Origin of the sequence: Spirosoma aureum (assembly GCF_011604685.1) — a bacterium.
In the GTDB taxonomy this organism is placed as follows: Bacteria; Bacteroidota; Bacteroidia; order Cytophagales; family Spirosomataceae; genus Spirosoma; species Spirosoma aureum.
Window position 1 is genome coordinate 3,612,943 of record NZ_CP050063.1, and the last position, 24,219, is coordinate 3,637,161.

General features: G+C 45.9%; 20 protein-coding genes. 9 read left to right on the forward strand and 11 right to left on the reverse strand.

Features of this window, described 5'->3' with window-relative positions; genetic code table 11:
* Positions 1–109: 109 nt before the first annotated feature.
* A complete protein-coding gene (locus tag G8759_RS14070) occupies positions 110–499 on the reverse strand; it encodes a hypothetical protein (RefSeq protein ID WP_167208959.1) in 390 nt (129 codons plus the stop codon).
* A gap of 1,032 nt (positions 500–1,531) precedes the next feature.
* Complete coding sequence (locus G8759_RS14075; protein WP_167208961.1) at positions 1,532–3,871, reverse strand: glycoside hydrolase family 3 protein; 2,340 nt, start codon at positions 3,869–3,871, stop codon at positions 1,532–1,534.
* 619 nt (positions 3,872–4,490) lie between these two features.
* Between G8759_RS14075 and G8759_RS14080 the strand changes: the two genes are divergently transcribed.
* From G8759_RS14080 to G8759_RS36305, 7 genes are all read left to right on the forward strand, one after another.
* Positions 4,491–4,922 carry a MarR family winged helix-turn-helix transcriptional regulator gene (locus tag G8759_RS14080; RefSeq protein ID WP_167208963.1) on the forward strand — a complete coding sequence of 144 codons (432 nt, stop codon included), beginning with the start codon at positions 4,491–4,493 and terminating at the stop codon, positions 4,920–4,922.
* 1 nt (position 4,923) lies between these two features.
* Complete coding sequence (locus tag G8759_RS14085; protein WP_167208965.1) at positions 4,924–6,255, forward strand: TolC family protein; 1,332 nt, start codon at positions 4,924–4,926, stop codon at positions 6,253–6,255.
* A 26-nt stretch (positions 6,256–6,281) separates the two neighbouring features.
* Positions 6,282–7,391 carry an HlyD family secretion protein gene (locus tag G8759_RS14090; RefSeq protein WP_167208967.1) on the forward strand — a complete coding sequence of 370 codons (1,110 nt, stop codon included), beginning with the start codon at positions 6,282–6,284 and terminating at the stop codon, positions 7,389–7,391.
* Positions 7,392–7,498: 107 nt separating this feature from the next.
* The gene (locus G8759_RS14095) at positions 7,499–9,055 is read left to right on the forward strand and encodes a DHA2 family efflux MFS transporter permease subunit (protein WP_197933133.1); all 1,557 of its coding nucleotides are present in this window, start codon (positions 7,499–7,501) and stop codon (positions 9,053–9,055) included.
* A gap of 503 nt (positions 9,056–9,558) precedes the next feature.
* Positions 9,559–9,834, forward strand: coding sequence for a hypothetical protein (locus tag G8759_RS36295; RefSeq protein ID WP_317166786.1), 276 nt, complete (start codon positions 9,559–9,561; stop codon positions 9,832–9,834).
* Positions 9,835–9,870: 36 nt separating this feature from the next.
* Positions 9,871–10,149, forward strand: coding sequence for a hypothetical protein (locus tag G8759_RS36300; RefSeq protein WP_317166787.1), 279 nt, complete (start codon positions 9,871–9,873; stop codon positions 10,147–10,149).
* A 54-nt stretch (positions 10,150–10,203) separates the two neighbouring features.
* Positions 10,204–10,578 (forward strand): FAD-dependent oxidoreductase, encoded by a 375-nt coding sequence (locus G8759_RS36305; protein WP_317166788.1) that lies wholly within the window; start codon positions 10,204–10,206, stop codon positions 10,576–10,578.
* A gap of 227 nt (positions 10,579–10,805) precedes the next feature.
* On the opposite strand, the gene G8759_RS14105 is transcribed toward G8759_RS36305, so the two are convergent.
* From G8759_RS14105 to G8759_RS14115, 3 genes are all read right to left on the reverse strand, one after another.
* The gene (locus G8759_RS14105) at positions 10,806–12,902 is read right to left on the reverse strand and encodes a tetratricopeptide repeat-containing sensor histidine kinase (protein WP_167208969.1); all 2,097 of its coding nucleotides are present in this window, start codon (positions 12,900–12,902) and stop codon (positions 10,806–10,808) included.
* A gap of 343 nt (positions 12,903–13,245) precedes the next feature.
* Entirely contained in the window at positions 13,246–13,446 is a 201-nt protein-coding gene (locus tag G8759_RS14110) for an SDR family NAD(P)-dependent oxidoreductase (RefSeq protein WP_167208971.1), read from the reverse strand.
* A gap of 25 nt (positions 13,447–13,471) precedes the next feature.
* The gene (locus G8759_RS14115; RefSeq protein WP_167208973.1) at positions 13,472–13,933 is read right to left on the reverse strand and encodes a dihydrofolate reductase family protein; all 462 of its coding nucleotides are present in this window, start codon (positions 13,931–13,933) and stop codon (positions 13,472–13,474) included.
* 378 nt (positions 13,934–14,311) lie between these two features.
* Here G8759_RS14115 and G8759_RS14120 point away from each other — a divergent pair, with 378 nt between their 5' ends.
* Entirely contained in the window at positions 14,312–14,656 is a 345-nt protein-coding gene (locus G8759_RS14120) for a carboxymuconolactone decarboxylase family protein (protein WP_167208975.1), read from the forward strand.
* Between the two features lie 110 nt (positions 14,657–14,766).
* Positions 14,767–15,045 (forward strand): hypothetical protein, encoded by a 279-nt coding sequence (locus G8759_RS14125; RefSeq protein ID WP_167208977.1) that lies wholly within the window; start codon positions 14,767–14,769, stop codon positions 15,043–15,045.
* On the opposite strand, the gene G8759_RS14130 is transcribed toward G8759_RS14125, so the two are convergent.
* From G8759_RS14130 to G8759_RS14155, 6 genes are all read right to left on the reverse strand, one after another.
* Complete coding sequence (locus tag G8759_RS14130) at positions 15,019–16,092, reverse strand: glycoside hydrolase family 99-like domain-containing protein (protein WP_167208979.1); 1,074 nt, start codon at positions 16,090–16,092, stop codon at positions 15,019–15,021. The genes G8759_RS14125 and G8759_RS14130 overlap by 27 nt on opposite strands.
* Positions 16,093–16,128: 36 nt before the next feature.
* On the reverse strand, positions 16,129–17,097 hold the full coding sequence (locus G8759_RS14135; RefSeq protein WP_197933134.1) for a metallophosphoesterase: 969 nt from the start codon (positions 17,095–17,097) through the stop codon (positions 16,129–16,131).
* Between the two features lie 34 nt (positions 17,098–17,131).
* Positions 17,132–18,235 (reverse strand): glycoside hydrolase family 99-like domain-containing protein, encoded by a 1,104-nt coding sequence (locus G8759_RS14140; RefSeq protein WP_167208981.1) that lies wholly within the window; start codon positions 18,233–18,235, stop codon positions 17,132–17,134.
* Positions 18,236–18,268: 33 nt separating this feature from the next.
* Positions 18,269–19,285: a DUF5627 domain-containing protein gene (locus tag G8759_RS14145; RefSeq protein ID WP_167208983.1), complete on the reverse strand. Its 1,017-nt coding sequence runs from the start codon at positions 19,283–19,285 to the stop codon at positions 18,269–18,271.
* A 144-nt stretch (positions 19,286–19,429) separates the two neighbouring features.
* The gene (locus G8759_RS14150; RefSeq protein ID WP_232074252.1) at positions 19,430–21,187 is read right to left on the reverse strand and encodes a RagB/SusD family nutrient uptake outer membrane protein; all 1,758 of its coding nucleotides are present in this window, start codon (positions 21,185–21,187) and stop codon (positions 19,430–19,432) included.
* Between the two features lie 14 nt (positions 21,188–21,201).
* On the reverse strand, positions 21,202–24,195 hold the full coding sequence (locus G8759_RS14155) for a SusC/RagA family TonB-linked outer membrane protein (RefSeq protein ID WP_167208985.1): 2,994 nt from the start codon (positions 24,193–24,195) through the stop codon (positions 21,202–21,204).
* Between the last annotated feature and the right edge of the window lie 24 nt (positions 24,196–24,219).

Sequence of the window (24,219 nt, forward strand, 5' to 3'; positions counted from 1 at the left end):
AGCTAAAAGCCAGCCTATACTGTAGGCTGGCTTTTAGCTTTAGTACTTAATTTCAGTTATTGACTAACTGAAGCAGGGTCTATTTTCATTCTATAGTAGTAGCAGTCGACTAAGGAATAAGCAATCCTTTTACCCATTGTACTAGGGCTGAGTTCGACTTTATAGTCGGCATATTAGGGGGCAGTTGATCTGTCGAATTTGTGTTCAGCAACTGGCTGGCTTCAATTCTGGTAACCGCCTGAGCAAGCGGCTCTCTGCTTAAAACCTCATCGTAGAAACCCCGTTTAGCCTGTTGAAAACGCTTGGGAACTGTTGAGTCAATCGCTGTCAGGTCGATTGTATAATAGCGAAAATAATTTTTTTTGCCAGTAAAGAAATAAATCTTCTCATAGTCATCAGACGGTCCAACAACAACAATTCGTTCACATCGTCGAATCGCGTCTTGAACGGCTTTATTAACGAACTGAATACTAATGCTGGCAAATGACGATTTTCTCATAGTAAAAAATAAGTTGGGTTACCATCTCTATCACTGAGGTGGTATACCTTTAAGAGAGTGTTGCAACCGATTATTGACTCAGTCTATATACACCCAAGTTATACGTTCTAACAAAGATTAGTTCTTTTGACTGCTGCTGCCAGTCAATCTGTCTGAATGCCTGAATTGCCAGGCTAAATCGCCTGTTTTCCCTGCTGAATATTACCCCTTACTATGGATATGTGGGTTTCTAACAGATGAAGCAAGAATTCAGACCATTTACCTTACCGCAGCTGGGGATATATTCTCGCAACTGGAGGGAGCATGATATCTGGCCGTTATGGCTATCGGCTGCCCCTGACTCAGTTCCCAGTCCTGGCATGAGTCATTCCAGTCAAATTGTAGCAGATAGTTGCTCAGTTGGCCACTTTCACTTCTGAGAGAGATAGGTAAGGTGATAAAACGAAGCTTATGATTCGGATTCTCAGGCAGCGCCATAAAAACAATCATAAGCTCATCGATACTGATGTAATAGGTTGGGTACTTACTATCCATAGACTTTCTCTGGCGGGTTATCGGCGTAAACTAGTGAGTGGATTTCATAAATAATTGACTGGCAACTGCTGAGTAGCCAATTATCAATGATAAGTATCTCCTCACTTGTTTAAATAATAGACACTAATTCTAGCCAGGAAGTTTTAGGCCTTTTGGCTAAGGCAAAACAGTAGTATGCTATATAAAGAAAGCAACTATACTAGTATAGACTGGTTAGCTATCAATTAGTAACAAGGAGTTTATAAGTATTTTCAGGGAAATCGTTATGAATGGAATTTTGGGAATAACTGAAGATTCGACGCATTCACTTTACTGACTTACTCAGAAAAAACAAAAGCCCTATAGGGCTTTCCCTGGCTAAATCTCTGTTAACCCAACGAGAGGAGTGAAGCAAAAGGAAAGCACTATAGAGCCAATACGCACTTAAAAAAACAGGCAGAAAAGGTATCGCTTTTCCCGCTGACAAGTTATGGAACATTAGCTATGTCAACACAGATTTTATTTCATACTCAGTGCCGCTTTCCTGTACTTGTTTGTGCGAGCATCCTGAATAACACCTTTCCAGTTTAGTCCATACCCAAAATCATAAATGTTCCCTTCAGAGTCTGTATAAGGTTTCATATCACGCGGAACATCTTCAGACTGGACTTCTACTGTCTTCATATCGGCCGGAAATTGCATTGGTAGTAAAGCCGATGGTTCACTGGCTCCTGTTAGAATATCCAGCAAAGCCTGATCCAGAACACCAAAGTGTGCCAGTATTGCATTCGATTGTTTTTCAAATTCTCCAACTACCGTTGGATTCGATACCTGTAGTGAAACAATTACTGGTTTGCCTTTCATTTTAGCATAAGTATCATTCACCATGCCCAGGTCAGTACCGTTGATTGTTTTTGCCGTTTTGCCGTTGTAAGTCCGGTTGGTGAATTTTTCGAGAGGGTCGCCACCGCCAATGCTGGGATCACGTGTCCCCTGCGCTGTATAATCACCATATTGAAGACTAACCGGAACATAACCAGTACCACCAGATTTTGCATCGGCGCTATTGTAGCCACCACCTGAATTCGGACTTTGGATAAACACCAGTGCATAATCAGCTTCGTCGGGATTGTCCGTAACAGTGAAGTACTTCTTTACAATGGCTAAATTGACTGGATATTCCAGCTTTTCGGGCGTTTCCATCCCCAAAAAGTTGCGACCTGCAGGCGTAAATCGTTTGGGTACGTACACCGTTTTTCCTTTCACCAATGGCAGGGCTTTTGCCTTGTTTTTCAATAGTACGACCGATTGCAACTGTGTCTGGTAACCTGCCTCCATAAACTCAGGTTTACCGACTACACTACGAGACGTTTCTGGTTCGAGGTATGGGTTTTCAAACAAACCGACCTGAAAGATATTTTTCAGCAACCGTACCGCCGATTGTTCAAACCGTGCACGCATTGCGGCTTCGCCTTTTTCTTTAACCCCCATTTTATAGGCTTCAATTACAGGCTCTGCATCGTTATTACCGCCAAATTGGTCAGCTCCTGCCAGTAGTACTTTATAGTGACGCTCCGGGACTGATAGTTTTTCTACACCCCACGATTTGCCCGTCAGAAAAACATCAACGGCTGTTTCGTCGGCTGTTATTAGCCAGTCGGTACAAACCACGCCATCATAGTGGTACTTTCCCCTCAATAAATCACCGATGATGTATTTATTGTAGCTATTGCCGACATTCTCGCCGTATTTTTTGTCCTGATTGAACGAAATGGTATAGTACGGCATGACCGCTGATGCCGTACCCGTTTTTCCACTGAGTTTAAAGGCACCTTCGGTAAAGGGCCGAAAATGCGATTCAAAGTTCTTACCTGGATAAACGGCATATTTGCCATACCCATAGTGGGCATCACGACCACCTTCGCCCGAACCACCACCTGGCCAGTGTTTAACCATTGCATTTACACTATTGTAACCCCAGCCTCCCTTTATTTCCTTTGCACCAACAGAAGTCTGGAAACCGTCAATATAAGCGCGGGCCATGTCGGTAGCCAGTTGTGGATCTTCCCCAAAGGTGCCACTTACCCGGTTCCAGCGTGGATCGGTTGCCAAATCGACCTGTGGAGACAAGGCCGTGGCAATGCCCAAAGCCCGGTATTCGGTAGCGGCAATCTGGCCAAATCGTTTCACCAGATCCGGGTTAAATGTAGCAGCTAGTCCCAGCGAACCAGGCCACATTGAAATTGAGCCACCGGCCCCTGCATTGTATTCCGCATCGGCTCTCGTTCCGTGACGCGGGTCTGAACTGCTGTTGATCGGAATACCCAGACCAAGGCTTTCTACCAGTGCCTGAGCATTGTTGTTCCACTGTGCTGCTGCTTCCGGACTTTGGACTGACGTAACCAGCACATGACGCAGGTTGTCTTTGGTCAAAAACTCCCGCTGCTGATCGGACAGGTCAGCTACATTTGCGCCACTTTGCGCAAATACTTTTCCCCCATACGTACCCGCAAAAGGTCCACCAGCCGCAGCCGGAATTGGCTGATGTTTGCTATAAAGCATCAGGCCGGCAATTTGCTCAACCGATAATTTCGAGGCCAGATCTTTGGCGCGGGTTGCAATGGGTAATCGCCAGTCTTCGTAGGGGTCCAGTTTGCCGTTTTTATTTAGGTCTTTAAAGGCCAAACCGTCGACGGTTAGTAGCTTGACGCCAGAGCCTGGCGAGTACCCCAGCGTTTGCCCACCTTTATTGATGACTTTGGTCCAGCTTCCTATTTTTGTTTCTGTCCAGTTTTGACCAAACCCAATCGATGCCGACAGTAACACAAGCAGACTGGCGGAGATAATTACACGTCTCATACGTTAGTTTTAGGTTAATTAAAGGCATTGATATGGCCCGATCAATATGAAGTGGTCCTATGCGCTCCAAGACTTTCACTCATTAAAATAATTATTTTTATCATGTATAGAATACAATTTACTATAGAAATAGGACATCTAAATAGTTTACCAAAAAATTGATACCCACTTCGTGTTCGCAACCAGTATTTCAATAAAGTATCGGCTACATTAAAGTCGCCCGATGATAATGACTTCAGCTGGCATTACTACCAACTGAAGTTTAGTTCTGAAACTCGATGGATAGCAAGCGCTCCGATATTATATCGGAGCGCTTGTTGTTATGAGCGAATACTGCTTCTGAGCCGCAGATATATCTTTTTAACCTGATTTTAGATCTTAAAATTTCATTAAAAATTTGCCTCGTACTGGGAATAATTTTACTTGTAAGTAAAAGAATATATTAGGTTGATATTTATAATGAATTGATAGTGAGTGAATTGTAAGAATTATTGGCTCTTTTTGTAGTAAATTTATTATTGAAATAATCTAATTTATCAATTAGAGTCTGCTGAATGTCGTTTACACAAAACTTGTTTAAACAAATGTTGGTTATACCTTTGTCACACGATTAGAAAACATGGGAAATCTGTTCAAAAATGAACACCATCGGCTCATTGCCAATCTGCACCAGACTGATGGATACATCTTTAACCATTTTCAGCAGAAACTATCGCCATTCGATTTGTCAGTGCAGCAATACATCGCTTTGCGTCGATTATCGGAGGTCTATCCGCATAGTCTGAGTGCGGGTGAACTGAAAGAAAAAATGACTGATTTAAACTCAGACATGACTCGGCTGACCGATCGGCTAGTCGCAAAAAGCCTGATTATACGGGAGATCGATCCGCAAAATCGTCGGCGGGTCAATCTGCGGCTTACACCAGAATCGCATCAGTTTGTGGAGAAAGTAGCACTTGAATTTAAAGATTTTGAATCGATCCTCAGCCACTTAACTGACGAGGAAGTACAGATAATGAACACACTCCTTGAAAAAATTAGAAATCGTTAACATGAAAAAGTACATCATAGGAGTTGGATTGTGGCTAACAGGTATAGGACTGGCAGTTGCGCAGACAGCGCCAACTGTGGTGCCTCTGGACAAGGCAATTCAACTGGCGTTGCAAAACAATAAGGGAATTAAGCTGGCTGATTCGCGCACGCAGGCTGCCGAAGCACATTTACAGGAGACAAAAGATCGTAGTTTGCCACAAGCCAATGCATCGCTGGCTTATTCTCGCTATAGCCTGACCGGCCCGTTTTCGCTGGGCGCCGGCAGCGATGGAAAATCGGCATTGACGATACCAGCCGGTGCATTTAATGCAACAATGGGTGGGGTTACGATTAGCAAGGAAGTATTTGGAGGTTTTGCCGAAAAGTCGGCAGAGCGGTCGGCTGATTTGCTGGCTAAAGCGAGCCATCTGGATGCACAGCGAAATCGTTCCGAGCTTGTCTATACCGTAACCGATGCCTACTACAACATTGTTAAGCTAGCGCGTTCGATTGGTGTTATTGAGCAGAATATCAAACAGTTCGACGAAAAAGAGCGTGAAGCCACCAACCTACAGAAAGAAGGAATCGTAACGGCCAATGAAGTGCTAAAGATTCAGTTGCAGAAAAACAATTTGCAATTGAGCCGTTTACAAGTCGAGAAAGCCCGACAGACGGCTCTCTACAACTTCAATTTGCTGGTTGGCCTGCCTGAAGACCAGACTATTGCGATTGATACCACGCTGGCCAATCCGGTCGTTACTGCCGAACCCCTGAGTTCATTTCTAACACGGGCAGTACAGGCCCGGCCTGAAGTGCAGGCGAATAATTTACGGGTTCAGTCAGCTGAAGCAATGCTTCGCAATACGAAGAGTAGTATGTATCCGCATCTGGGTGTATCGGCTGGCTACAATTACATAAACCCAACGGCTCAGGTCATTCCGGAGGGGGGGGCATTCATTAGCGCCTGGAACGTAGGAGCGGGGTTGACATATAACATCGGTTCGCTGTATAATTTGAAAGGGAAACTGCATGGTGCCCAAACTGCCATTGATCAGGCGAATCTGCAAGGCCAGCAACAAACCGATCAGATTCGGAGTGAGGTCGTTACGGCCTATAATAACTACCAACTGGCCCTTGAACAACAGAATGTAATTCGTACGTCTGTAGGGCAGGCACAGGAAAATTATCGCCTTACGGAATCCCGTTTCCGTAATGGACTGGTCGGTTCGACCGATCTATTAGAAGCTGATAGCTTTCTGCTTCAGGCTCAACTAAACGTCATAAATGCCACCGTGGACGCGCAGCTTGCTTACCAACGCCTGTTAAAAGCCACTGGCAACAACCTTAATTAATCTTGTTTCGACAATAGCATACAATCATGGATAAGAAAATTTTATTCCGCGTAGGAGGGGTCGTAATCCTGGCCATTGCCCTCTTTTTCGGGTACAGCGAATTTCGCTACCTGCAACGTCATGAAACTACCGACGACGCTCAAATTGATGGTGATGTAAACCCGGTAATACCCAAAGCGGGTGGTTATGTGAAGGAAATTCGCTTCAAAGACAACCAGTTCGTTAAAGAAGGCGATACCCTTATTGTGCTCGACGATGCCGATTATCGCATTCGGGTCGATCAGGCTGAAGCTGCCATGCAAAGTGCTATGGCTGCTGTCGGGGTTTCCCGTTCGCAGGTAAACGTTGCGTCGGCGACCGTACAAAGCTCGCAGGCAAGTGTACAGACTGCCCGCGACCAGGTAGCCACAGCCCAGGCTAACGTAGCGGCTGCTCAGGCACGTGCTCGTAAAGCCAATCAGGATTTTGACCGTTATAGCCGACTGCTGGCTGAAAAAACCGTTCCCCAACAACAGTTTGATGTTGCTCAGGCCGAACGCGATGCCGCTCAGGCTCAACTGCTGGCTGCTCAGGCTCAGTTGCAAACAGCTCAATCGCAGGTAAACGCGGCTGGTACACAGACCAGTGTTACAAGTTCGCAGCGTCGGGCCACACAAGGCCAGATTACGGTAGCCCAGTCGACGATTAAACAGCGCCAGGCTGATTTAGACATGGCTAAACTGCAACTTTCGTATACGATCGTACGTGCTCCAGCCTCAGGTGTTGTATCGAAGCGTTCCATACAAATCGGGCAACTAGTTCAGGCAGGTCAGGCTGTATGCTCTGTGGTAGGTAACACTAATCTGTGGGTAACGGCAAACTTTAAAGAAACGCAATTGCATCAGATGGTGCCTGGCCAGACGGTAGATATCGATGTCGATGCTTTCGGTGGTGAGAAATTGACGGGTCAGGTTGGTTCGTTTGCTGGTGCAACAGGTGCCAAGTTTTCATTACTGCCCCCCGACAATGCTACGGGCAACTATGTAAAAGTCGTACAACGCATTCCTGTGCGTATCGAACTGGACAAAAAAAGCCCACTGTACGCTAAACTTCGCCCTGGTATGAGTGCGACAGTAGCCGTGGATTTACAGAAATAGAACCGACTTACAGTATTCCGTCTACCGGTTTTGCCAGACTAACGTTACTTGTTGGTCGTGCTGGACGATCGTTAACGGAATACTGTAAACCGTAAACCTTTGGCATTATGAAGTTAGGATTTGATAAATGGATCGTCGTACTTACGGTTACGACAGCCGCCCTGCTGCAAACAATTGACTCATCGATTGTTAACGTTACGTTGAACCAGATGATGGGTAATCTCGGCGCATCACTGGGCGATATTAGTTGGGTTGTAACGGGGTATGCCGCTGCCAGTGCTGTGATGATCACCATGTCGGGCTGGTTGACAGCTAAACTGGGCCGCCGAAATTATTTTGCCGCATCGATTATTCTTTTTACGGTCGCATCGGTTTTTTGTGGCACTTCAACCAACGTTTGGGAGCTTGTATTTTTCCGGGTCGTACAGGGTATCGGTGGAGGAGGTTTGCTGACTACAGCCCAATCCATTCTGATTCAGACCTTCCCAAAAGAAGATCTGGGGATTGCCAACGCAATCTTTGGGATGGGGGTCATCATTGGCCCCTCGATAGGACCTACTCTTGGCGGATACATTACCGACAACCTGTCCTGGAACTGGGTATTTTACATCAACATTCCGTTTGGAATACTGGCCACATTCCTGACGTATACCTACATTAAAGAACCCGCCGAGAAGATGGTGGCGGGTAAGATGGACTGGCTGGCCCTGATACTCCTGACTATGGGAATTGGTGGCTTACAAATTATTCTGGAAAAAGGGGAGGAAAAAGACTGGTTCGATTCGAGTTTCATTGTAGGGATGTCTATTGCAGCCGCTGTTGGTCTGATTGGGTTTATATGGCGGCAACTGGCCGTAAAACTGCCCATTCTGGATTTGAAATTATTGCTCCAGCGTCGATTTGCGGTAGGTACGTTGTTTAACTTTATCCTGGGTTTTGGGCTATTTGCATCCGTATTTATCATTCCGGTTTTCTGTCAGACCATTCTGGGGTTCACCGCCAGCCAGACGGGATTATTGCTGATGCCGGGTTCAATTGCGACGGGTTTAATGATGCCTGTTGTTGGCGGGTTGCTTAGTAAAAATTACATCTCGCCAATCTGGTATGCTGCCATTGGTTTTTTGATGTTCTTCGGATTCTGTTTCGATTTATCGGCGATTAGCCTGGAGGCTGGCCCCGATTATTTCTTCTGGCCGCTTATTATTCGGGGTGTTGGCATGGGGTTGATCTTTATCCCGCTGACAACAATAACCCTGGCTGACCTGAAAAATATTGAAATTCCTCAGGGCTCGGCTCTCACGGGTATGATTCGTCAGTTAGGCGGAACATTCGGAACTGCCATCATGACAACGTATATCTCGACACGTACCGTGTTTCATGCATCGCGGTTGTCGGATAATGTATCTATCTACAATCCATTATCAGTTGATCGAATCCGTCAATATACGGGTCTATTTTTATCTAAAGGCGATGCCTTGATGACGGCGACGGGTAAAGCATATGGGGTAATCCAGGGCGCTGTTATAAAACAGGCACTTGTTATGACCTATGCCGATGCCTTCCTGATTATCGGTGGATTCTTCCTGATTTGTGTACCACTGTTATTGTTGTTTATCGGAAAGAAAATAGAAGCATCGGCTCATACCGAGATGGTTATGGAATAGCAGCAACTTCAAGATGTAATTGTGTTTTTGTTTTGTTTATTTAGTTTCGACATCGGACAACCATTTGGTAGTCCGATGTTTTTTTGTGCTCATAGCTATTGTATAGAATCGTAAAATCCCTCAATAAAAGCATTATCAATATAATTAATTGCTTAAATGAGTCACTTATTAATATTAAGAACGTGTTGGGGAGTTAAGTTTGGCAATGCCCTTCAATACGTTCTATAAGATCAGCGTATCATCAGCTATTGGATGCTTATTTGCGTAAAGACGGTTTAATTATCTTCGAATCATTCAGTAAGAACCATCTCGAATACAGACAAAGGAATGAGAAAGTTGGTGGACCAAAAGACGTGGCTAGTTTATTCTCAATAGAAGAGATAAAATCTGATTTTCAACAGTACGATATCATAGAATTGGTAGAAGAGGTGATTGACTTGCAGGAAGGTAGTAATCACAATGGTCAAGGCTCGGTGATTAGGTTTATTGGGCGTAAAAAGTAAATGATTGATATAAAAAAAATATCAAGACGCGAATTAATTAAACAAGGGGGACTTGCTTTATCCGTTTTGCCTTTACCATTTAAAACAAATTTAAATTTTAATGACATGACAGGTAACACAGATTTCGACGTAATCATCGTTGGTGGAAGCTATGCAGGACTTTCGGCAGCCATGGCTTTGGGACGGTCATTAAGAAATGTTTTAATCATTGACTGCGGTTTACATTGTAACCGACAAACACCTCATTCACATAACTTCATTACGCAAGACGGATAAAAGCCAAGCGTTATTGCGGAAAAAGCGAGAAAACAAGTGTTAAAATACGACACCGTAACATTCGTAACTGATCTTGCCATTAATGGCAGGAAAATCGATAAGGACTTTGAGATTTCAACTCAATCAGGAAAAACATTCTCAGCTAAAAAGCTCGTTTTTGCAACAGGACTGAAAGACAAAATGCTAAATATTAAGGGATTTTCTGAATGTTGGGGAATTTCAGTCATTCATTGTCCTTATTGCCACGGCTATGAAGTAAAGAATCAGAAAACAGGAATTTTGGCAAATGGATATGGTGCGTTTCACTTGGCTTGACTCATTCGTAACTGGACAAAGGATTTAACCATATTTACCAATGGAAAATCGACATTGACACAAGCGCAAACCGATGAAATAAAAAGACACAATATTTTACTAGTTGAAAAGGAAATCATCTCATTGAAACACAAAAATGGCGTAGTGGAAGAAATAATTTTTTCAGACAATTCAACTTATGAATTAGAAGTTATCTATTCAAGGCCTCCTTTTGAACAGCATTTTAAAATCCCTGAATTATTGGGTTGTGAATTGACAGAACAGGGACTTATCAAAGTAGATGCATCTCAGAAAACAACAGTGGATAATATATACGCTTGTGGAGATAGCGCCAATGCTCCTCGTTCTGTACCATATGCTGTATCATCAGGGAGTAATACAGGCGTATTTTTAAATAATGCAATGGTAGAAGAAGATTTTTTAAAATGATAGTAACGCTGCATAGAACATGCGGTTTGGAGTAATGGCGACAGACCCAACGCAGTTATAGCAGTAGAATAAAACTTCTACATTAGTTTGTTATCGCTTCAATCGTATGCTACGGATAGTCGTAGACAGATATTAAAAGAGTGTCTTATAAAAATGCTCCTATTTGAGACGATGGAGTCGTCATGTTAGTGCTCCTTAATTGGTTTTTTTTGAGATCGTACTCTCGCTTAACTCAAAGTAGGTAATTGAATCACAAACGCAGTACTTTCCCCTTCCAGACTTTCTACCGTCAGGCTCCCCCCGTGCCCTTTGGTGACAATATCATAACTCAAACTCAGCCCTAAGCCAGTTCCTTCACCCGTGGGTTTAGTGGTGAAAAAAGGTTGGAAGATCTTGGCCTTCACCGATTCAGGCATGCCAACCCCATTGTCGCTCACTCGGATTTCGGTATAACCATTACGTTGCGTGGTACTAACTGTAACCGTAGGTTGATAATCAGAAGGGGTCTTTGTCTGTTTTTCTTTCACGGCGTAGAAGGCATTGTTATAGAGATTCAGCAGTACTCGCCCAATCTCCTGAGGAATCACTTCTAGTTTGCTCAAATCAGGCAGAAAATCCGTTATCAACTCGGCGTTAAATTCCTTGTCTTTAGCCTTAAGGCCGTGATAAGCCAGTTTGAGGTATTCATCCGCCAGGGCATTGAGATCAGTGAAGCGTTTCTCACCCGTGGAACTGCGGGCGTGTTCGAGCATGCCCCTTACAATGGCTGAGGCCCGGCCCCCGTGGTGATTGATCTTTTGCAGGTTCTGCTTTAAATCGACCAGGATTTCGGCTTCCAGCTCGGTGTCGCGGTCGTGTTTTAGTTGTTCCTCTTCGAGTTCGGTGACCAGCTCAGCACTCACTTCGGAGAAGTTGTTGACAAAGTTCAAGGGGTTCTGAATCTCGTGGGCAATACCGGCGGTTAACTCACCCAGGCTGGCCATCTTTTCCTTCTGGATCAGTTGGGTTTGGGTGGCTTTCAACTCAGCAAGGGATTGTTCTAATTGGTTACTCTTCTGGTTGATCTCCTCTTTTTGCCGCTGCAAGACAGTATTGGCCTTTTGCTTTTGGGTATAACCATACACAATGAAGCCCAGCAAGACCAATAACAGACCCACACCACTTAGCAAATACGTCCGTTGTTGGGCCTGGTTCTGGAGTTGGGTGGCCGTGAGTTGTTGCTCGAATTTGAAGGCAGTTTCTTTTTTGTCGAACTCGTATTGAAGCGTGGCTACGGCTAATTGGTTGGTGTTTTGCTGGCTGATGACCATATCCTTGGTTTTGATAAAGTCCTTGAAACTGGCAAATGCAGCCACTGGCTCACCCAGCACTTCCTGGATCTGACTCCGGGTTTGATAGGCTGTATATAAGACGTATAAATCATTCTGTTCTTTGGCCAGCCCGACGGCACTATCGGCATAAACCTTGGCTTTTTGTAAGGCAGTGAATTTGCTGCTTTTAAGTAGCGTCGTTAAGGGAGTAGCGTTGCTGTCAATAGCAATTTTTAAATACAGCTTACTGAGGTTTTTATAACTGCTTACCAGTATGTAATTAGTTCCATTTGCTTTGCTCAGCTTCAGCCCGTTTTGCAGATAGGCGAGGGCTTTGGGATAATCAGTAACGTTGAGATAGGCCTGCCCCACGCTATTGAGGTGTGATTCCTTAGATGCACCCCGAAACCCCATGGTTTCATTTAGTTTCAGCGATTTTAGCTGGTAATCCAGCGCTTTGGCATACTCACCTTGTTGATTGTATACGCCACCTATACCACTCAGCCAATGCGCCACTGCGGCTTTATCCCCTAATTCCTGATGACCTTTCAGGGCTTTTTTATAATAGGCTAAGGCCTGCGGGTAATTGGCCAGTCTTGTATAAATTAAACCTATAGAACCTGTTATCGAAGCGATCAGGTATTTATCTTTTTTTTCTTCGGCGATCTTCAAGCCCTTCAGGTAAGCCGTCAGGGCTGAGGGATTATCAGACTTGGTTGCGTAAATATTTCCAAGAAGATAATAAGCGTCTGCCATGCCTATTTTCCACGTCAACTGCCTGGCCAGCGTCAAGGCTAGATTAGCATAGCTGATGCCTTCGTTGAAGTTCATGTTATCATAAGCATAATAAGCATAGCTTATATCCATGAGCAGATTGACGCGGTTGGTGTCGGGTTTGGCTCGGGGCAGTTCGGCCAGCAAGGAATCCAGGCGGGCTTGCCTAGTTTTAGGTTGAGCGAATGAAGGGCTACCGGTTATACTGTAGAGAAGCCAAATCAAGAGGAATCGAGGCATGGATAGCTAGCCAGAAGAGGATAGCTGCCAAGTTACCTGAATAAATTGGACATGTGCCTAGGGTAAGCCCTATTGTTAAAAAGAAACTAGCTAAGCTAGTAAACTCGTCGAATGCCCATAAACGGCCTGTTTGTTGTTCAATAGTCTGGCCTCTTGAGTTAATCTGGGCATTTATGTATCGATCCGATTAAAAGCTGGGAAAGTCTACTCTAAAAACGCGCTTCTTATCATTTGTAACCATGCTTTACATAATATCACAAAAGGCTCCCAAGCGAAACGATAAATACTTCATCTATTTGCTGCTTTAATCGAGCGTTTAATGAATCGAATAATATACATGCAGTTACCCGCACAACACGGTCCTTGTATGAAGCCGAATTGAATAGGGCTGCTCGAAGTCCTTTTTACTTGTTTCCAAATTATCGCTACTGCGGGTGATAAGCGCCAGATCCTGCTCATTCCTGGCGCAAAGGTGTGTCAATTCATAACCAATACCACTCGATGCTCCAGTAATCAGAGCTGTTCGTTTTGCTGACGGTTCCATATTAAAATCAAAACCGGCAAGACGATTACCAGTGGCCTTCCTGCTGGTTGCCAGCCAGTATCGGATGGACAACTAAATGAAATTCATCAATCAGGCCAGCGTCTATCAGTTCTGGAAGCAGGCTTATTGTGTCAACGGAAATTTTTTGGCCCGGCTGCTGTTTCAGCTTCAGGAGCTCAGCTACTGGATTAGCTCGAACGATCTGCGTCTTTTTCTCTACGTTTTCTATTGTTCGTGACACAACAACTTTATTGATCGCTGTAAGCCTTTCGGCAAATCTAGTTTCAGCCGCTGTGCCGGATTGATTTTTGGCCACATCAGCCCAGTAGGGAAATATGAGCTGATACATAATTCGACCATAAATAATCAGATCCACCTCATCCATCATGCCCGTGAAATAATCCATAAGCTCGTCACTAGGCTCAGCCATCGTGTGATCATAATAGCCATCCAGACTAATATTCATACCAAATGTTACCGTTCTCATGTTACTGGCTTTTTTAAGAATAAAAGCCAAAGTAAACCGATGGTATTACTCGTTGGGTGGGGGGATTTACGACAAAAACAAGGCATTTTCAGACAGATGAAACGAGAGCACTCGTTCTAGAAATGTGACAAAATTGGTGCAGCAACGTGTGAATTCGCTTCCGTCAAAACGAAAAAGTAAATTGACCTTCATTGAGGACGATTTATTCCTGTTAATGTCATGACTTCGCCTGTTACGTTCTTATTTTCAAACCGATTGTGGTTACTAATTTATTGATCTAGCTAAAACGCTCCTTAAGTTATTCATCTATAGAGTAACAAAAGATCGCAATTCCCTTACATCATGGTGCTGATATCTTAAACCGTTTTATCAACCCCAATGACTGACTATCAAACACCCAAAGACCGTGCCTATACCAACACGCTATTAAATGCAGCTCCCAAAGAGGCCTCAGCCTTCATGAACCTGAAGCATACCGCCGAGCGAACCGATGGCGTCATTCCGATTAAATATCGGGAACTCATGTCGGTAGCCGTTGCTCTAACCACTCAATGCGCCTACTGCATCGAATCTCATATTAACAACGCAGTAGAGGCGGGGGCTAGCCGCGAGGAAATAGCCGAAACGGTCTTTATCACAGCCGCGTTACGGGCCGGAGGAGCCGTGGGCACAGGCTTGATGGCGATGCGTCTTTTTGAGGAGGCCAGCTCGGCCAGCAAATAAGTGTACTAGTCACGACTTCACTAGACACTGGATTACTTTTAACCACCGATTTTATATTCTCCAAATACCCTCCCACATGAGATGATAGACCCCCTGGATCTGCTTCATAAATGGGGTATCAGGATAAATATGGCTGTGTCACGATGGGCATGCACATGAACCGTCGGATTGCCCGTAAAAATGAATATATTATCTATCCACTCATTTCCAATCAGTGGGGGTTTACCAGTCAATTTAAAGCGTCGCAGATGCAACCCATTGTGTTTGAGCAATTGAAGCCTCGTGCCCCAGTCTATATAACGCCCTATATACTTGGCGGGGTAAGCTCTCTGCATCAACTCAATGCCGATCAGACCGCTGGCTTACTTACCAGAAAGAGCTGCTTTTAGGCCATTCAGCGGGTTTAAGCCATGTTTTCCGGGTGTAAGCCAGGCCCCTTCTCCGTTTTCGTTCCAAGCATATAGTAACCCAAGCCGCTCTTGAGTTAGCGACGATTCATGGGTGTTCATCCAGTTGAGCAAACCCCTTACCGATTGCTGAACCGACTGGGCCGAAAATCCGGTAAAGTAGGGTTTCTCTTTGTATTTATTTTTATCGTTCGACCAAGGGCGAGGGTCCCAGCCCATTGTCGATACGGGTATATAAGGCTTCTTTGCAACACTTCCCAGTTTGCTCCACAGTTGCTGTTCGGCCGAATGCAAGGTATCAATAGGAATGGCCTGGTCAGGCCCCTTAAAGCCTATGCTGTGATAGTTGTAGCCAGTGATTATATCTGCTCCTGAACTTTCGGCCTTTGCTATGCCCTCTGGCGATCCCGCACATATGGCGATTGATGCGCCAGGTAGACCTGCTTCAACAGCACGCTTTCTTAGCTTTTCGAAAGCCGCACTGACTGCTTCCGGTGATCCGAAATTTTTGATAAGGGAGTTGAATTCAAAAAAAATGAGCAAAGGTTTGTTGGCTACGCGCTTATACTGTGGGTGCTTAAATTCGGCCAGCCAAATGTCAGTAAGCTTATCCCAGTTTTCGGGACCTACATCAAAGCCGCCATGATTGGCAACCAGCAGGCAATATTCCAGTTTTTTGACATTCTTTGACTGTTTGTACAAAGACAACGCTCTGTTTTCGGGCAGTTCCTCAACAGTACGGCCATTACGATGGTACCAGCAAAAACTAAAAAACGAAAGCCCAGCATTGGCAGCCAACGCAATTTGCTCGTCGACGATTTCCTGCTTGCTCGTTACCCATCCCCAAACTGGTTCCCGATCTGAGTAGTTGTATTTCAGGTCGTCGGTGATATGAAACGTTGTGCCGCTCCAGCCGTCGAAATAATACGCACCAATTTTGTTTTTGCCTTTCTGAGCCAGCAGGTGATGTCCGGTAAAAAAGAAGGCAACCGTAAGACAGATGGTCAGAACTGATTGTGAACGTAGCATACACATAGATATAGGCATGATAAATGATGATTTTGCTTACCGTTTTAGGGCTCTTTCGTCACCCTGTTTAATCAGGTCGACGCCTTCCAGCACAAATCGGGATGTATCTTCTTTGGTTTTTTTGTAATAAGGTGAATACATGCTGGCCGAAACGGTCTTTTTGTCAATATCGAACGAGAGTAACCGGATATACCCTCCCCCCAAATCCTCATTCTGATAATTCTGGAGAATCTGGTATATTTTGTTGCCTTGCTCACCGGTATCTACTTTCAACGCAGAGCTCATTACGTGTCCACTCAGCACGAAACGGACGTTGGCGTATTTCTTAACTAGCCGGTCATATACAACCTGTGGGCTAAAGTCGCCGTATCCGGCGTTACGTGTGTCGATTTCTCCTTTCGAGGTTAAATGGTAGTGGGTGAGAATAATTACGTTGTAATTGAAATATTCTTTAATAATATCTCCCGCCCAGTTGATAGGACCCATTCTTGGGCAAAACTCCAGACTGATTACGAGCCAGTTGGTCTGGCCAACTTTAAAGGTGTAATAGGCATTGTCGCTCTTATCGGCTTCATATCGGCCACGCTGGTGCGTAAAACGGCTGACAGGGAAGTAGGAATTGAACTTGTGGGTTTTCCGTAAGTTTTGATTAACATTTCCTGGCGCAGCACTTCCGCTATTGAATCCGACAGCCTCCGTATCATGATTTCCCAGGGTAATAGCATACGGGATATGGTGCGCGTCGAATACGTCGAAACCCTTGCTGGCGACTTCGAAATGGTCGTAATTATCAAAATTTACGAGGTCGCCAACGTGTAAAACCATTGGAATATTCAGCGAGTCCTTGTGGTCAATCACCCATTTGATCCGACTGTTAAACATATTGTGATTATCACCCACCTCACCCTGCGTGTCAGGAAAAACCGGAATGGTAAATTTTTGAGCATACACAGGGGTCATGGTGGCCATGATGGCCAAAACAACCAGAAGAAATCTTGTTATCATGCTAAAGTCTATTTGTATCAAGGTATTCCGGGTTTTATTTTTTCTGTTTGGAGACGACCTCCTGAACAACTTTCAGGTAGCTCCCAGTAGGGTCGGCTTTGGTCGGTACCAGGTAGCCGCCTTCTCCGAGTTCGTTCCAGGCGTAGATCAATACCATTCGTTCTTTGGGAGTTTGTTCTGGGTGCGTTTCCATCCACGAAACGGCATCGCTCAGGAATGTTCGGAACTGTTCGGGTGTGCGACCAGTATAATACCAACCCTGCCTGGCCCCCCCTTTACCATTGCCGCTGGCATCCTCCCAGGGGCGTTTATCCCAGCCCACAATCACGGTCGGAATGTAGGGTTGTTGCGCTGACCCCTGCCACTTGCTACGTTGTGCATCGGCCAGTTCGCTATAAGGGTGTTCCTGTGAACCTGCCGAATAGCCCGGAATAACGTTGTAGTGGGTGGCTACATCAAAGTTCTTTCCCGTCGTATTGCCGCAACCGGCAATCATCAGGCCGGCCAGCCCGCTTTTCTGAGCTACCTGCTGCATGCCAGCAAGGTCAACATTTTCGATTCCCTTCGCGTTAAAAACAACAACCATTGGCTTACCCCCAACCTTAACGTATTGAGGATCGTTAAAATATTGCATCCAGTACTCGGTTGCTTTTTGCCAGTTTTCAGTACCGGTAATTTCAGCGCCCTGATGATTCGCAACCAGAAGCCCAAACTTGATCCGGTTCTTATTTTTTGCCTTCAGATAACGCTGCATGCTTTCGTGCTGAGGCAGGGAGGCAATTTTTTCCGGGTTGAACGGGCCGTTGGCATCGCGCCAGTACCAGCAAAAAAGAAAAAACTCAATGCCGTTGTCAGCCGCCAGATCGATCTGGCGTTCCATGATTTCCTGCGAATCGTTTCGCCAACCCCACACTGGTTCGCGGTCGGCAAATTCATTCAGCATCCGTTTGGTAACCTGCCGGGGGACATTTTTCGCCCAGGGTTCGTTCGGGTCGTCGGCTTTTGGGTTTTTACCGCCCCACCCGTCGTAATAATAGGCCCCAACGCTGATCGATTTTCCAGCCGGTTGGCCATACAGTTGAGTGATAACGCCGGTCAGGAGGATCGTCGAAAACAATCGTCGCACTTGTTTCTTCATAACGTATTATGTTGTAAATCAGTAGATTATATCTTATTTGGTGATTGCCGGCTGAAAAACCTCCAGTCCTACTCCCCGGTCGCGGATGACCAGCGTATCTGTTGCTGAGTAGGTATTCGCGCCTTGCTGGAATTGATACGTGAGATGAATGGCGTCACGTTTTTTATTACCCCACTCGTCGGCATCGTCGAGGAATTTGCCTTTGCCGGTCACCTGAAAAGCGGAACCGGCCGTGCTTTGAACCACGCAGTCATTGCCGGTAAAGGTCAATAGTAAGCTCAATGTTCCTTTTATGGCCGTAGAGTTCAGATTGCCAGCCATCGTGACCTGATTTTTGCTTTTTGTCGTCAGGTTCCACACCTCGTTTTTCTCGATGTATTGGGTTCGATACGTAGTCGATTCAATTTCCTGCCCAGCCGCGTTTTTTACCATGCTTTTGCCCCGGCGGAAATAAGCGCCATGAAATGGGTTTATAAATTTGACGGCGAACATGGTGAAATCCTTGGGCGCCACCTGCCAGTTGCTGACAATTCGGGGATCGGGCTGCGTCACAGATGGTTTGCCCTTGAGCAACGAATCAAGGCCGATCACTTCGATGATCCGTACTGGCAAAACATACGCCAGTTTAATGGCCAGCGTATCATCGAAAAAATCATCTTTCAGTTGTACCGCAATGTTTCCGTTAAATTCACCCGCCGGGATAACCAACTGATCTCTCGAACTCAGCGTGTAATATTTTTCGGGCAGGGGGTACATGGGCTGATTGGTAGAGGAAAATTTTGCCTGATTACAAAGGCTATTGTCTACCTGAATTTTGAAGATCCGATCTTTTGTATTCGTATACACCCCACCCATCGCTGCCGAGATCAGGAATTTATGATTGTTGTCGTTGGTGTTATCGTAGATGTAGTCGCCCAGGATCAGCGTTCGGATGGGGTACTGATAGGGGAAATAGCCCGATGTGTAGTCATAATCCGGGAAAATGATTTCCTGATTTTTGCAGGCATACAATCCAGCCAGTAAAACGAGTAGTAGCAATATTTTTTTCATGTCGGATCGCTTGTAATGGTTTTTCCGAATTTCAGATGATAATGATTTACCACTGGATTATGATAAATTCATTTTTTCGACAGGATTAACAGGATTTTCTGGATTTATTGATCAGAATAGAAACAATCCTGTTGAAAAAAACCTTTACCAGCCCTGGTTTTGCTGGAGTGCCCGATATTTGACAATCTCGGTCTGGGGAACAGGGCCATAGTGCATGAAGTTATTCTTATACGCCCTGTGCTCGACATCGACAACCGTATAATTCGTTTTGTTGATATTGATTCCTTTTGCCGTTTCAGTTAAATCGGCCTTCCACCGGCGCAAATCCCAGAACCGGAACCCCTCAAAGCAAAGCTCCAGCCGACGTTCATTCCGGATGAGCTGCCGCATCTCTTCCTTTGTTGAAATACTGGCCAGATAGGGGTCTGCTTTGGGTATACCCGCCCGGCTGCGTATCGCACCAATCACGTCCTTTGCCGAGTATCCCCAGGCACCGGCACCCGTCGGGCCCCAGACTTCGTTGGCGGCTTCGGCATACATCAGGAACAACTCCGTGTAGCGCATGTGTACTTCGTAATGTTTTTGGGTTGTGGGCGAAACTGGATTCAGATTGACTTCTTCGACCAACAACTTTTTCAGGTAATAACCCGTGCGGGTGGAGGTTTCCAGCGAATCTTTCGCGTCGATGCCACCCCCTACACCCGTAAGAATGGTTTTTCCCGAAACCGTGTTGCCATTATAGGCTATGTACTGGCGCAGGCGCGGGTCGCGGTTGTCGTAGGGCTTTGTTTTATCGTATTTGCTTTCTGCCCGGTCGATTGGGTATCCATTCGCAGCCGGAAAGGCATCGACAAGATTCTGCGTGGGATTAACATTCCCTCTGCCAAAAAGGGAGGGGGGGTAATTAGCCATTTCGCGTGAATTCGTCGTAACGACCGACCGTCGCCATAAAATTTCCTTCTGATCGATTGGGGGGGCTGCTGATACGTTCAGTTTGTCTACGAGAGTTTTCTGGTAAAACTTGTTTCCATCCGGGTCGATCCCGGTCAGGCCACCGACACTTTTCAGTACCTCTCCGGCATAATTAGCCGCCTGCTCCCATTTGGAAGGGTCCGTATTGAAAGCCGGGCTGGCTGCCAGCAACGCTACTTTTGCCCGCAGCCCCCTGAGAACCCGAGCCGAAATTCGTTGGTTAAGCTCGGAGCCGAAAACAATGTTATAGTTACTGACCGATACCTTTTCATAGCCCGACGGCAATTGGGCGGTACTGCTGATAGTCAGGTAATCGTTCATGGTCAGGTACTTCATCGATTCATTGATATCGGCATAAATCCGGTTTACTGATTCCGTAAACGTAGCCCTCGGAATATTGAAATCGGTGTTGCCATCCAGAAATTTGTCAATGATCGGAATTCCCAGCATTTGTCCACCAGGCCCCGGCCCGGCAACGGCCACCAGCAGGTGATATTGCAACAAGGCACGTAATGCGTAGGCTTCTCCCTTGAAGCGCTGGGTATATAGCCAGTTGAGTTCAGGAACCGAGCCCTTCCAGTTAACGGTATCAATAAGGGTGATAAACTGATTGGTGGTCTGAATGCCTGAAATACAATTTGTCCACTGATCTACAGGGTTATAGATCGCCGACCATTGGCCGGTAGCCATGCGGAGGTAGTCATTCTGCTTGTTGTTGCTCACGGCATCATCGGTGGCAACGTCATTGAAGCTGAGGTTATTGGTCGGTATCCGATTGTAGGCAGTCATTAGTACGCCTTCGGCAAAACCCGGATCCTTATAGAGCCTATCAAGTGTAGCATGATTGTCATTCACAGGCTCCAGCAGATCACAAGACCATAAGGTAACTGTACTTAGAACAAACAGAATATATATGAATAATCTCATCATGTCTTTTTTAGTAATTAAAACGAGATGTTTAGACCCAGCGAATAGGATCGGTACTGTGTTTCGGTACCAATGTTGAGTTCCTTAAACTGTCGGTACTTCGAAATCATAACCAGATTAGACGCATCGGCGAAAATCGAAAACCCTTTCATGTTCAACTTATTGGACAACTCAACTGGAACTGAATACGTGAGCTGTACCCGATCGATGGTAAAGTAATTATCGCGGTACAGCCAGAAGTTTGAGCTTCGGTAGTTGTTCGTATTAGCAATAGAACTCAGCCTGGGGAAGGTAGCAGTAGCCTGAGTGGCCTCGGTCCAGCGGTTTAGTACGAATGTCGAATACTTATCATCGCCATCGACCCAGAAGTAATTGTTCGAGAGTTCGCCATCGGCACCCATCCGTCCGTTCCCACGTGCAAACAGCGTCAGGTTTTTGTAAGATAGGCGCAGGTTGAGGCCATACGACCAAGGTGCCTGCCACCGTCCAATGCGAACTTCATCATTGGCATCGATAACACCATCGCCGTTTTGATCCTTGTATTTCAAATCGCCGGGTTTTATGGTTCCGAATGCCTGCGGTTCGTGGCTATCAATGTCGCTCCGGCTATTGAAAAATCCCTCGGAAACCAGTCCAAATCGAGCGTCGACAGGCTGATCGGTGCGATTTCGATTGCTGGAAGCGTACAGCTCATCCCGTTTTTTTACCTTCGAATCAGCGTAGAGCACGTTGGCCCCCACTACCAGCTTGAAGTCGCCCCAGTTCTCGCGATAGGAAAGTCCTAACTCAGCTCCCTTATAGGTGCTGCTCTCAAAATTCTGATAAGGGATAAAGGACGAGAAATAACTTGGATAGATCGATTGGGGGCGGGTAATCTGATCGAAGTATAGACTGGTGAATACATTGGCATCCAGCGACAACCGATTGCCAAACAGCATACTCTGAAAACCAATATTAAGTTCTTTACGCTTTTCGAATGCCAGATTAGCATTGCCTCCGTTCTGGGCGACCACGCCGGTTCGCGACCGTGTTCCTTCGTACCACGAATAACTACCGGAGGTCGTATACCGCTCGTCATAGTTAAAGAAACTGCTGATGCCGTTGTCGGAATTCAACAATCCAGCTGACATACGAACTTTGAGGTAGTTGATAAACGACAACGACGACATGAACCCTTCCGAACTCATTACCCAAGCCAGCCCCAACGACGGCGAGAAAGCCGTGCGGTTGCCTTCCGGCAACTTAACGGAGTTGACAAAGGCACTGCTGAAATCGACCAGGTATTTGTTTTTGAACCCGTAACCCAGCCGCAGACCAAGGTTGGCGTTTTTGTTCCCCTGGATATCGCTCTGCGTTTTGTCGCTGGTCAGATAGGCCAGCAGTGATCCGGTAATCTGGTGAACATCGTTTACGGTATTGGTGTAATCAAGTAATCCGTAAAAACCGATCCGGCGCCGGTATGATGCATTGCCGACATTCTGGGTTCCACTACGGACATCTTCCCCATACTTCTTAAGGCTAACGATACGGTCTTCTTTGTCAGACCAGGTTGGTTCATATGCCGCGTAGCTATTGCTGATAAACTGATCGTAAAGAGTCAGGAAATCGAAACTTAGGTTAGTATGAAAGGCCAGTCCGGGAATCGAACGGCTCAGATCGAAATCAATCCGGTTGTTGAACGAAAACACCCGTTGTAACTGCTCATTCTGCCCACCTGCGTAGCCAGACGCTATGGGGCTGGTCAGGTAAGCAGCCGTTCCGCCGATTAGGTACGTTCCATCGACGTCATTTTTACGGGCTTTGAGAAGTGCGTTTTCTGGATCGATCAGCGAGATGGGAATCAAGGGTGAATACAGGTTCGGCCGGAGCGTGGCGGCATTGGCGAAAAAACTCCCCTGCGGTTGGGCATTGTCGTTCAGGACAAAAACGGCATCCAGGGCAGTTTTAATCCAGGGGCTTATCCGTAGATCGATGTTTCCGCGTACGTTGAATACGTTGGATTTCATGGATTTGCCTTCCCCGAAATTATACAAACTCCCGGTTTGGGTCCAGCCAGCGTTGGCATAGTACGTTGCCACATTGTTGCCGCCGGAGAAATCGACCATCGCTCGTGAAAAAGGCCTGAGCTTTTTTAAATAGTCGCCCGAATAATAATCTACGCTAGGGTATCGATAGGTATTACCGGTTCTAAAATTCTGAATGACAGCTGGCGAATATTGTACGCTCAACCCGTCATTTACCCGCGCTTCGTTATACAATTCCATGTAATCGGCCGATGAAAGATATTCCGGCAACGCACTAGGTCGCGAGATTCCGTAAAAAGCGGTGGCATTGATCTGTTTCTTATACGCCTGTCCGCGCTTGGTTGTCACGAGCACCACACCATTAACCGCATCATTGCCATACAGGATGGCCGAGTTAATGTCCTTAAGAACCGAAATCTGCGCTACCTCCGACAGGTTGAGGGTGCTGACATCACGCGGTAAACCATCAACCACAAACATGGGGCTGCCAATCCCGCGAACATTCGAACTGCCAAGCATGCCGGGAATCAGGCCGGTTAGTGCCGAAGAAATACTCTGCGTGTTGTCAAATTGTCGGAGTTCATCAGTATTCAGCACACTTACGGCATTCACCAGATTGCCTTTTTTGATTTTGCTGAACGCAACGTTGATAACATCACGCTGCCCGAAGAGGAAAGGCGATGGCGTTAACGTCAGCTTTTCCTGATTACTATAGTCGCCGGGTTTAAACACGGCCGATTCGAACCCGGGAGCTTCAATAAGTAAGTCACCCAGCGTCGGTATAGCAATCGTAAACTGCCCGCTGGCATCGGTCCGGCTAACGGCGATACCTTCGTTGCCATAGATGGTTGCGTTTGGAATTGGCTTGCCATTTTCGTCCGTAATAATCGACTTGATCACCATTGGCGCGGGTGCTTTTTTCTGAGCCACGGCTACAACCTGGCAAAACAGCAGCAGGCAGCTCAGGTATCGGTATATTCTCTTCATGGGATTCAATTTTTTAAAAGACGG